The organism is Methylobacterium sp. A52T (assembly GCF_053346095.1).
The window spans coordinates 1-11,181 of record NZ_JBKFBI010000170.1; the positions used below are offsets into that span (position 1 = coordinate 1).

Below are 11,181 nucleotides of genomic sequence, written 5' to 3' on the forward strand. Positions count from 1 at the left end.
AGTGCGCCGGGACGGCCGGGCCCCCCCCCCCGCCGGGCCCGCCGGGCGGGAGACGGCCGGGCACCCGACTGTCCCGCGGTGCCGCCGCACAAGGTCGTTCCGCATCGGCTCAGGCGGCTCTCGGTTCAGACGGCGCGCTCCGTCATCACGAGCGCAGCGAAGTGACCCAGGGTCGCGCCATCGCGCAGAGCGGGGCGCTCCTGGATCGCTTCGCTTCGCTCCGCTCGCGAGGACGGCGGAACCGGTCGATGACCCCGAAACCGCATCGAACGCGAAGCACCCCCGCTTCCAGTCGGGACAGGGATGTTTCGCGTGATCGCGTGCCAGTCAGGCGTGGCGCGGGCTGAAGGTCCCGCCCGGCCTCGGGCGGCTCAGCCGGCGTCGCTGGCGCCCGCGCCAGCGAGTTGCGGATCCCGGGTCGCGGGACGCACCGGGCTGTCGGCCGCCGGCGCCGCGCCGTGCAGCGCCCGCCGCACGTAGCCGTCGACCCGGTCGCCCTGCTCCGGCAGGGCGGCCTCGAGATGCGCGATCATCTTGGGCGTCCAGAAGGCCTTGATGTGCTTCTGGATCCCGGCGACCGCCTCCTCCTCCGGGTAAGACCGGAAGAAGGTGGCGATCTGGTTGGCCATGCGGACGAGCTTGTCCGCCTGCGTCACGGCGCTCATCGGGTACTCTTACTCTGCCGCGTCGAGGGTCTGGGCGATCCGGGTCAGGGAGAAGTCCTCCTCGTAGAACTTCGCCTGCCAGTCGGAGGGCCGGTTGGTCCGCCGGACCTGCACCGCCGTCACCTTGTACTCGGGGCAGTTGGTCGCCCAGTCCGAGTAGTCGGTGGTGATGACGTTGGCGCCGGTCTTGGCGTGGTGGAACGTGGTGTAGACCACGCCGGGCTGCATCCGCTCGGAGACCTTGGCCTTCAGGGCGATGTCGCCCGAGCGGCTCTCCAGGGCGACGAGGTCGCCGTCGACGATGCCGCGCAGCTCCGCGTCGAACGGGTGGATCTCCAGCACGTCCTCCTCGTGCCAGCGCGAGTTCTCGGTGCGCCTTGTCTGCGCGCCGACATTGTACTGGGACAGGATCCGGCCCGTGGTCAGGATCAGCGGGAACTTCGCCCCCGTCCGCTCCTCGGTGGCCACGAACTCGGTGATCATGAACCGGCCCTTGCCGCGGACGAACCGGTCCACGTGCATCATCGGCGTGCCGAGCGGCGCCTTCTCGTTGCAGGGCCACTGCACCGAGCCGAGCTCGTCGAGCTTGGCGTAGGACACGCCGGTGAAGCTCGGGGTGAGCGAGGCGATCTCGTCCATGATCTCGGACGGGTGGTTGTAGTTCATCGGGTAGCCGAGCGCGTTGGAGAGCAGCACCGTGCCCTCCCAGTCGCCGTAGCCGCCCATCGGGGCCATGACCTTGCGGACCCGCGAGATGCGGCGCTCGGCGTTGGTGAAGGTCCCGTCCTTCTCGAGGAACGAGGCGCCCGGCAGGAAGACGTGGGCGTACTTGGCGGTCTCGTTCAGGAACAGGTCCTGGACGACGATGCACTCCATCGCCATCAGGCCCGAGGTCACGTGGTGCGTGTCCGGGTCCGACTGGGCGATGTCCTCGCCCTGGATGTACATGCCCTTGAACGTGCCCTCGACGGCCTCGTCCAGCATGTTGGTGATGCGCAGGCCCGGCGCGTTGTCGAGCTTGGCGCCCCAGAGAGCCTCGAAGCTCTCGCGGGTCGCGTCGTCCGAGACGTGGCGGTAGCCCGTGAGCTCGTGCGGGAACGAGCCCATGTCGCAGGAGCCCTGCACGTTGTTCTGGCCGCGCAGCGGGTTCACGCCGGCGCCGAGCTTGCCGATGTTGCCGGTGGCCATGGCGATGTTGGCCATGCCCATCACCATGGTCGAGCCCTGGCTGTGCTCGGTGACGCCGAGCCCGTAGTAGATGCCGGCCGCGCCGCCCTTGGCGTAGAGCCGGGCCGCGCCGCGGACCTGCTCGGGGTCGAGGCCGGTGAAGGGCTGCTGCGCCTCCGGGGAGTGGCGCTCGTCGGCGATGAACCGGGCCCAGGACTCGAACTCGGCGAGGTCACAGCGCTCGCGGACATAGGCCTCGTCGATCAGCCCCTCGGTGACGATCACGTGCGCCAGCGAGTTGATGAAGGCGACGTTGGAGCCGGGCTTCAGCGGCAGGTGATAGTCGGCCTTGATGTGGGGCGACTTCACGAGGTCGATCTTGCGCGGATCGGCGACGATCAGCTTGGCGCCCTCGCGCAGCCGCTTCTTCATGCGCGAGCCGAAGACCGGGTGGCCGTCGGTCGGGTTGGCGCCGATCACCAGGATCACGTCGGACTTCTCGACCGACTTGAAGTCCTGGGTGCCGGCCGAGGTGCCGAGCGTCGACATCAGGCCGTAGCCGGTCGGCGAGTGGCAGACGCGGGCGCAGGTGTCGACGTTGTTGTTGCCGAAGGCGGCGCGCACGAGCTTCTGGACGAGGTAGGCCTCCTCGTTGGTGCAGCGCGACGAGGTGATGCCACCGACCGAGTCCTTGCCGTACTTGGCCTGGATCCGCTTGAACTCGGAGGCGGCCCGATCGATGGCCTCCTCCCAGGACACCTCGCGCCACGGATCCGTGATCTTCTCGCGGATCATCGGCTTCGTGATGCGGTCCTTGTGGGTGGCGTAGCCGTAGGCGAAGCGGCCCTTCACGCAGCTATGGCCCTCGTTGGCCTTGCCGCCCTTGTACGGGACCATGCGGACGACGCGCTCGCCCTGCATCTCGGCCTTGAACGAGCAGCCGACGCCGCAATACGCGCAGGTCGTCACCTCCGCGTGCTCGGGCTGGCCGTACTCGTGGATGGACTTCTCCTGAAGGGTCGCGGTCGGGCAAGCCTGGACGCAGGCGCCGCAGGACACGCACTCGGACTCGAAGAAGTTGGTCGGGCCGGCCGCCACGCGGCTGTCGAAGCCTCTCCCTGCGATGGTCAGCGCGAAGGTGCCCTGCACCTCCTCGCAGGCGCGGACGCAGCGGTTGCAGACGATGCACTTCGACGGGTCGTAGGTGAAGTACGGGTTCGACTCGTCCTTCGGCAGGTACTTCTCGGAGCTCGGCCGGACGTGGTTGTCGCCCTCGTAGCCGTAGCGCACGTCGCGCAGGCCGACGACGCCCGCCTGGGTCTGCAACTCGCAGTCGCCGTTGGCCGCGCAGGTCAGGCAGTCGAGCGGGTGATCGGAGATGTAGAGCTCCATCACGCCCTTGCGGAGCTTGGCGAGCTTCTCGTTCTGCGTGTGCACCACCATGCCGTTCTCGGCCGGGGTCGTGCAGGAGGCCGGGGTGCCGCGCCGGCCCTCGATCTCCACGAGGCAGAGGCGGCAGGAGCCGAACGGCTCCAGCGAATCGGTGGCGCAGAGCTTCGGGATCTGCGTCCCGGCCTGCATCGCCGCCGCCATCACCGAGGTGCCGGCCGGCACCGTCACCGACATGCCGTCGATCGTCAGCGTCACCGTCTGCTCGCTGACGCGGATCGGCGTGCCGTAGTCGATCTCCTTGATCAGGCCCATCGACGTCTCCTCACTCGGCCGCGGCCGGCAGATCGCCGGCGCGCCTGAAATCCTCGGGGAAGTGCGTGATCGCGCTCATGACGGGCATCGGGGTGAGCCCGCCCATGGCGCAGAGCGACCCGTCGGTCATGACCTCGCAGAGGTCCTCGACCAGCTTCAGGTTCGCCTCCGGCCGGATGCCGGCGATCACCTTGTCCATGGTCTCGACGCCGCGGGTCGCGCCGATGCGGCAGGGGGTGCACTTGCCGCACGACTCGGTGGCGCAGAACTCGAAGGCGAAGCGGGCCTGGCTCGCCATGTCGACGGTGTCGTCGAACACCACGATGCCGCCGTGGCCGACGAGGCCCTTGTTGGCCGCCATCGCCTCGTAGTCGAGGGGCGTGTCGAGGAGATGGTCGGGGAAGTAGGCCCCGAGGGGCCCGCCGACCTGCACGGCCCGGACCGGCCTCCCTGAGCGGGTGCCGCCGCCGAAATCCTCGATCACCTGCCGGAGGGTGATGCCGAAGGCCATCTCGATCAGGCCGCCGTGCTTGACGTTGCCGGCGAGCTGGATCGGCAGGGTGCCGAGCGACCGCCCCATGCCGTAATCGGCGTAGGCCTTGGCCCCGTTCTCCAGGATCCACGGCACGGCCGTGAAGGTCATGACGTTGTTGACCAGCGTCGGCTTGCCGAGGAAGCCCTTGAGCGCCGGGATCGGCGGCTTCGCCCGCACGATGCCGCGCTTGCCCTCCAGGCTCTCCAGGAGCGAGGTCTCCTCGCCGCAGATGTAGGCGCCGGCGCCGAGGCGCACTTCCAGGTGGAAGGTCTTGCCCGAGCCGAGGATGTTCTCGCCGAGCACGCCCGCCGTCACGCCGTTGGCGATCGCCTCCTTCAAGGTGGCGAAGGCCTGCGGGTACTCGGAGCGCAGGTAGATGTAGCCGCGGGTGGCGCCGGTCGCGACGCCCGCGATGGTCATGCCCTCGATGAGGTTGAAGGGGTCGCCCTCCATCATCATCCGGTCGGCGAAGGTGCCGGAATCGCCCTCGTCGGCGTTGCAGACCACGTATTTCTGGTCCGCCTTGGCGAGCATCACGGTGTTCCACTTGATGCCGGCCGGGAAGCCGGCACCGCCCCGGCCGCGCAGGCCGGACTCGCGCACCGCCGCCACGATGCCCTCGGCATCGAGCTTCAGGGCGGCCTCCAGGCCGCGATAGCCGCCATGGGCCCGGTAATCGTCCACGGAGACCGGGTCGACCACGCCGCAGCGGTGGAAGGTCAGGCGCTGCTGCCGGGCGAGGTAGGGGATCTTCTCCGGATCGCCGAGGCGCAGGGCGTGGTCGCCGCCCGCGGTCAGGCCGGCATCCAGCAGGGCATCGACGTCCTTGACCGTCACCGGCCCGTAGGCGACCCGCCCCTCGGGGGTGCCGACCTCGACCATCGGCTCCAGCCAGAACAGGCCGCGGGAGCCGGTCCGGACGATGGTGACGTCCAGGCCGCGGCGCTCGGCGCCGGCGAAGAGGGCGCGGGCGACCTTGTTGGCGCCGAGGCCGAGGGCGACGGCGTCGCGCGGAACGTAGAGCGTGACGCTCACTGGCGCACCTCCGTCAGGGCAGCTTCGAGGGCGTCGGCGGTCAGGTGCGCGACGGGCTCACCGTCCACCAGCGCGGCGGGGCCGTTGGCGCAGAGGCCGAGGCAGTAGACCGGCTCGACCGTGGCGCTGCCGTCGGCGGTGGTCTCGTGCCAGCCGCAGCCGAGGCGGCCCAGGATCTCGCGGTGGAGCTTGTCCGAACCCATGGCCTGGCAGGCCTCGGCCCGGCACAGCTTCACCTCGTGGCGGCCGGCGGGGTGCGCCCGGAAGTCGTGGTAGAAGGTGATGCAGCCGTGGACCTCGGCGCGCGACAGGTTCAGCGCGTCCGCGATCAGCGGCACGGCGCCGGAATCCACGTAGCCGAAGGTTTCCTGCAGCGCGTGCAGGATCGGCAGCGTGGCCCCTTCGAGATGGGTGTGCTCGGCGATGATCCCGGATGCGCGCTCCGCGCTCCAGGGCTCGTGACGCGCCATGGTTTCCAGCCCAGTCTGTTCCTGTTCTAATGCGAAGAGGAACAGAAATGCCGAATGGCATCAATCGCGCTGTCCGGTCGGGCGACAAAGGACGTTTGTCGAGCTGTAACGCGCAGGCCGGGCGAGCGGAGACAGTTCGTTAACCTGTTGCTACAGCGCGGTTTTTCAGATCCTATCCGCGGTCAGAATTTGTCGCGTGCGTCGCAACATAAATTTGTGCCATGCAAGAAACTGCATCCTGTCACGTCGGGTCCGGAACGTCCGCTCAGAGCCCTCCGTCCTTGCGAGCGGAGCGAAGCAACCCAGTCGCGCCACGCTTGCCGAGGTCGCGCTGCCCTGGATTGCTTCGCTCCGCTCGCAAGGACGGCGGCGGGCTCCGAGACCGGAGCCTCGGCCGCCTCAGAACTCCATCTCGAGTTCCTCGATCTCGTCCGGCTCGTCGGCGGCGGCCTCCGCCCACTCGACCATCAGGGGCCAGTGCAGGATCGTGTCGCGGTAGGCGGCGGCGCGGGGCGGCACCGCGACGTCGTAGGTGCGGAAGCGGGTGCAGACCGGGGCGAACATCGCGTCGGCGAGGCACGGCCGCGCGCCGAACAGGTACGGCCCCTCGTAGCGGTCCAGGCAATCGTCGAAGATCGTGACGATGCGCTCGATGTCGGCCTTCGCACCGTTGAACACGCGGAAATCGGGATGGAAGGCGCGCAGGTTCATCGGCAGCGCCGAGCGCAGATTGACGAAGCCGGAATGCATCTCCCCCGAGATCGACCGGCAATGGGCGCGCTCCGCCACGTTGCCGGGCAGGAACCCGGCCTCCGGGAAGGTCTCGGCGAGATACTCGGCGATCGCCAGGGTGTCCCAGACGACCACGTCGCCGTGGCGCAGGCGGGGCACCAGGAACGAGGGCGACAGGTGCAGCAGCTCCGCCCGGGTGGTGGCGTCGGTGCCGGACAGGACCTCGGTCCGGAAGTCGAGCCCGGCCATCCGGCAGATCAGCCAGCCCCGCAGGGACCACGAGGAGTAGTTGCGGCTCGAGATGGTGAGCGTAGCGGCCGTCATCGTCCTGCCCCGGGCGCGTCGCCGATCGTGCGGTCTGCGAGGCCCGATCCAAGACTCGTGCCGAACGGGGCGGGCGAATCGCTTCCGGCGGCGATTCTACTCCCGTCGCAGCAGCGCCGCGACCTCCGCCTGCTCGGCGGCCGACAGGTTCCGGGCCGGCGCGGGCGGGCGGCGGCGGGCGAGGCGCCAGATGCCGAGCCCGCCGAGCAGCACCGCGAGCACCGGGGTCAGCCACAGCAGCAGGGTGTGCAGCGCGAAGACCGGGCGCAGCAGCACGAACTCGCCGTAGCGGGCCACGACGTAGTCGAGCACCGCCGTGTCGCTGTCGCCCTTCTCCAGCCGCTCGCGGACGATCAGGCGCAGGTCCTTGGCGAGCGGCGCGTCGGAATCGTCGATCGACTGGTTCTGGCAGACGAGGCAGCGCAGTTCGGCCGAGATCTCCCGGGCGCGGTGCTCCAGGGCGGGATCCTTCAGCACCTCGTCGGGCTGCACCGCCAGGGCCGGCAGAGACGCCAGCAGGGCGAGCGCGGCCAGCGCCGGGCGGAGCGAACGGCGCGCCATCACTCGGCCGGCACCGCGACCGGGAGCGGCCGCGCCTTCGCCTTGGCGGGGACGCCCACGCGCATCCGCCGGTCCGTGAGCGACAGGCCGCCGCCCAGCGCCATCACCACCGCCCCGAGCCAGATCAGCAGGACCAGCGGCTTGTAGTAGAGGCGCAGGCCGACGCCGCCGTCCTGCCCGATCTCCCCGAGGCTCGCGTAGACCTGGCTGACACCGTTGGTCAGCAGCCCCGATTCCGTCACCGCCATCTTGCGGCTCGGGTAGAAGCGCTTGCCGGTCTCGACCTTCCCGACCTCGTCGCCCCCGCGGGTGCGGATCGTCAGGTAGGCGGCGGCCTCCTCGTAGTTCGGTCCCTTGCGCGGCGCGACCCGGTCCAGGGTGGCCACGTAGGGCCCCGTCGCCAGGCTCTCCCCGGGCTTGAGGGTCGCCAGCCCCTCGGTGGCCCAGCCCTGCGCGGCGATGCCCAGCACGACCACGCCGACACCGGCATGGGCGATGGCGGTGCCCCAGGCCGAGCGCGGCAGGCCGACGGCGCGGCGGCCGATCTGTCCGAGGGACCGGGCGCGGCTCGCCCCGTAGCCGCGGGCGCGGGTGACGATCTCCAGGGCGGACCCGATCAGCAGGTACGCGCCGAGGCCGATCCCGACCGGCGCCAGGACCGGGCCGCCCCAGGTCAGCGCCAGCACCGCGAAGCCGACCACCAGGGCGACCGCCAGCGCGGCGAACAGGCGCTGGGCGGCGGCGAGCACGTCGCCGCGCTTCCAGGCCAGCGCCTGCCCCATGGGCACGATCAGCAGCAGCGGGATCGCCAGCGGCACGAAGGTGGAATTGAAGAAGGGCGGGCCGACCGTGATCTTCTCGCCCGTCAGCATCTCGAGCACCAGCGGGTAGAGCGTACCGACCAGCACGGTGGCGCAGGCCGCCACCAGGAACAGGTTGTTGAGGACGAGCGAGCCCTCACGGGAGATCGGCGCGAACAAGCCCCCCTGCCGCAGCAGCGGCGCCCGCCACGCGAACAGCGTCAGCGAGCCGCCGATGAACAGGATCAGGATCGCCAGGATGAAGACGCCGCGGGTCGGGTCGGTGGCGAAGGAATGCACCGAGGTGATCACGCCCGAGCGGACCAAGAAGGTGCCGATCAGCGACAGCGAGAAGGTCAGGATGGCGAGCAGCACCGTCCAGACCTTCAGGGCGTCGCGCTTCTCCATCACCACGGTGGAGTGCAGCAGCGCCGTGCCGGCGATCCACGGCATCAGGGAGGCGTTCTCCACCGGGTCCCAGAACCACCAGCCGCCCCAGCCCAGCTCGTAATAGGCCCAGTAGGAGCCCATCGCGATCCCGAGCGTCAGGAAGCACCACGCGGCCAGCGTCCAGGGCCGCACCGCCCGGGCCCAGACGGCGTCGATCCGCCCGTCGATCAGCGCGGCCACCGCGAAGGCGAAGCTGATCGAGAAGCCGACATAGCCGACGTAGAGAAGCGGCGGGTGGACCGCGAGACCCGGATCCTGCAGCAGCGGGTTGAGGTCGTTGCCCTCGAGCGGTGCCGGGATCACCCGGGTGAACGGGTTCGAGGTCGTGATGATGAACAGCACGAACACGAAGGTGATCAGCCCCTGCACGGCCAGCGTGTTGGCCCGCAGCCGCGGCGGCACCGAGTTCTTGGCCGCCGCCACGCAGGCGCCGAACAGGGTGAGGATCAGGACCCAGAGGAGCATCGAGCCCTCGTGGTTCCCCCAGACGCCGGAGATCTTGTAGATCAGCGGCTTCTGCGTGTGCGAGTTCTCGACGACGTTCTGGACCGAGAAGTCCGAGGTGACGTGCGCGTAGGTGAGCGCCGCGAAGGCGAAGAGCACGCAGGCGAAGGCGCCGAGCGCCGCCTGCGAGGCGGTCTGGCGCAGGGCCGGATCGCCCGAGCGGGCGGCCCAGATCGGCATCACCACCTGGACGAGGGAGATCGCCAGCGCGAGCGCGAGGGCGAAGTGGCCGGTCTCGACGATCATGCGGGTTCCCTCACCGCTCGCTGCGGGGACCGAGGGTGCTGTCCGCCGCCGCGGTGGCGGGCTTCGGCGCCGGGCCGCCCTTGTTCGGGCCGCCCTCCTGCCAGCGCCCCTGCGCCTTCAGCGCGTCGGCCACCTCGCGGGGCATGTAGGATTCGTCGTGCTTGGCCAGCACCGTGTCGGCGCGGAACTGCCCGCCCGGCTCCAGCACGCCCTCGGCGACCACGCCCTGACCTTCCCGGAACAGGTCCGGCAGCAGCCCCTTGTAGTGGACCTCGACGGTCTCGTTCGTGTCGGTGACGGCGAAGTCGACCGTCTGGTCGGGGCCGCGCCTGAGCGAGCCGTCCTTCACCAGCCCGCCGAGCCGCAGCCGCGTGCCCGGGGCGATGGCCTGCTTGGCGATGTCGGTGGGCGAGCGGAAGAACACGATCGAGCCGCTCATGGCGTACAGCATCAGCCCCACGGCGAGCGCCAGGACGCTGCCGCAGGCGGCGATGAGGATCAGGCGGCGTTTCTTACGCGTCACGATACTTCCACCCCGCGGTCCGGCGCGCGGAGACCCGCGTCGACCGGAACCGTTCTCATTCTAGTCTTGAGGGTGTCGGCTCCAGGCGCCCGCGGGTCAAGGGCGGGCGTCGGGACCGATTGTCGTACGGGCCGCTCCGCGGAGGCGGGCTCGCGATTTCGTGGTGCCGGGGAACGGGCGCGCCAAGGGTTCGGCGCGCCAGGGATTCGGTGCGTCAGGGGTTCGGCTTGGCAGGAAGCTCCAGCTCCCGGGCGAGACCGTCGAGCCGCGCCACCGCCTCGCTGTTGGCGGCCAGCGCCATCCGGGCGCGGTCGAGGGCCTTCACCGCCTGATCGCGCTCGCCCAGCGCGCTGTAGGAGCGCACGAGCCGCATCCACTCGTCCGGCGTGCCGCCCCGCGCGGCGAGGCGCCGGTCGAGTCCCTCGACCATCCCGCGAATCGCCGCCTGCTGCTCCGCCTGCGGCATGGCGCGCACGGCCGCCATCGCGGCCTCCTTCTCGGTCTGGGCGCCCGGTCCCGTCCGGCCCGATTCGGCCGGCGCGGGCGCCGCGCCCTCGGCGCCGAGACCCACCGCGCGGGCGCCCTGCTCGACCTGGGCGAGACCCTGCGGGTCGCCCGCGAGGGCCGTGCGCGCCCGGGCCAGGGCGTCGGTCGCCTGCGCGCGCTCGCTGAGGACCATCCGGGACCGGACGAGCCGCAGCCACTCGTCGGGGGTGCCGCCGCCGTTCTTGAGGCGGGCGTCGAGCCCGTCGACCATGCCGCGAATCGCCGCCTGCTGCTCGGCCGGGATCTCGGGGGCGGCCTGGGGCGTCGCGGGCGGGGGCGGCTCGCCCTTGAGGCGGGCGAGGCTCTGCTTGACGATCCCGAGCCACGGGGCGTTCGGCGGGCTGCTGGCCTCGAGCTCGGTGAGCTGGCGGATCGCCTCGCCGGTGTCGCCGGCCTGCTCGGCCGCGCGGGCGAGGTAGAAGCGGGGCTTCGGCGCGTTCGGCTCCTTGGCCTGCGCCTTCTCGAACAGCGCCCGGGCCTCGGGCGAGACGGTGCCGTCGCCGGCCGCCGTGAGGGCCTCGCCCTGGTCGGCCAGGAGGTCGGCGGTCTCGCCCTTGATCCGCGCGATGTTGGCGTATGCGCGGGCGGCATCGTCGAACCGGCCGGTGCGCATGTAGACCGGGGCGAGCACGGCCCAGCCGCGGGCATCGTTCGGGTCCCGGGCGAGGCGCGCCTCGATCTGCCCGACCGCCTTCATCAGCTCGTCGGCGCCGCCGCGGGCGGCCTGCCGGTCGGCCTCGGTCTGCGCCGGCACCTCGGGCGAGCCGTAGAGCCCGTAGGCGATCAGCGCCACGAGCGGGATGGTGGAGAGCGCGAAGGCCGAGGCGGCGCGCCGGCGGCGCAGGCGCGGCTCGGCCGGGCGCGCGGCCTCGGCGATGCCGGCATCCTCGGCCTCGCGCTGCGCCTCGCGGCTCGACCG

At 71.0% G+C, this 11,181-nt stretch carries 9 protein-coding genes; all 9 read right to left on the minus strand.

Annotated features, from left to right (window positions below):
- Window positions 1–371: 371 nt before the first annotated feature.
- Window positions 372–665 carry a formate dehydrogenase subunit delta gene (locus tag ACLBYE_RS27035; protein WP_447696530.1) on the minus strand — a complete coding sequence of 98 codons (294 nt, stop codon included), beginning with the start codon at window positions 663–665 and terminating at the stop codon, window positions 372–374.
- 9 nt (window positions 666–674) lie between these two features.
- Window positions 675–3,536 carry a formate dehydrogenase subunit alpha gene (gene fdhF / locus ACLBYE_RS27040; RefSeq protein WP_447696531.1) on the minus strand — a complete coding sequence of 954 codons (2,862 nt, stop codon included), beginning with the start codon at window positions 3,534–3,536 and terminating at the stop codon, window positions 675–677.
- Window positions 3,537–3,546: 10 nt separating this feature from the next.
- The gene (locus tag ACLBYE_RS27045; RefSeq protein WP_447696532.1) at window positions 3,547–5,106 is read right to left on the minus strand and encodes a formate dehydrogenase beta subunit; all 1,560 of its coding nucleotides are present in this window, start codon (window positions 5,104–5,106) and stop codon (window positions 3,547–3,549) included.
- A complete protein-coding gene (locus ACLBYE_RS27050; RefSeq protein WP_010684574.1) occupies window positions 5,103–5,576 on the minus strand; it encodes a formate dehydrogenase subunit gamma in 474 nt (157 codons plus the stop codon). Before ACLBYE_RS27050 ends, ACLBYE_RS27045 begins: the two co-directional genes overlap by 4 nt.
- Window positions 5,577–5,975: 399 nt before the next feature.
- Window positions 5,976–6,632: a glutathione S-transferase family protein gene (locus tag ACLBYE_RS27055; RefSeq protein WP_447696533.1), complete on the minus strand. Its 657-nt coding sequence runs from the start codon at window positions 6,630–6,632 to the stop codon at window positions 5,976–5,978.
- A 96-nt stretch (window positions 6,633–6,728) separates the two neighbouring features.
- Window positions 6,729–7,193, minus strand: a complete 465-nt coding sequence (locus ACLBYE_RS27060; RefSeq protein WP_020090895.1) for a cytochrome c-type biogenesis protein — start codon at window positions 7,191–7,193, stop codon at window positions 6,729–6,731.
- The gene (locus ACLBYE_RS27065; RefSeq protein WP_020090896.1) at window positions 7,193–9,193 is read right to left on the minus strand and encodes a heme lyase CcmF/NrfE family subunit; all 2,001 of its coding nucleotides are present in this window, start codon (window positions 9,191–9,193) and stop codon (window positions 7,193–7,195) included. The genes ACLBYE_RS27060 and ACLBYE_RS27065 overlap by 1 nt, the downstream gene beginning before the upstream one ends.
- A gap of 10 nt (window positions 9,194–9,203) precedes the next feature.
- Window positions 9,204–9,716, minus strand: a complete 513-nt coding sequence (gene ccmE, locus ACLBYE_RS27070; RefSeq protein WP_020090897.1) for a cytochrome c maturation protein CcmE — start codon at window positions 9,714–9,716, stop codon at window positions 9,204–9,206.
- A gap of 214 nt (window positions 9,717–9,930) precedes the next feature.
- Window positions 9,931–11,181: tetratricopeptide repeat protein (locus tag ACLBYE_RS27075; protein ID WP_447696534.1), on the minus strand; the 1,251-nt coding region annotated here is incomplete at its 5' end.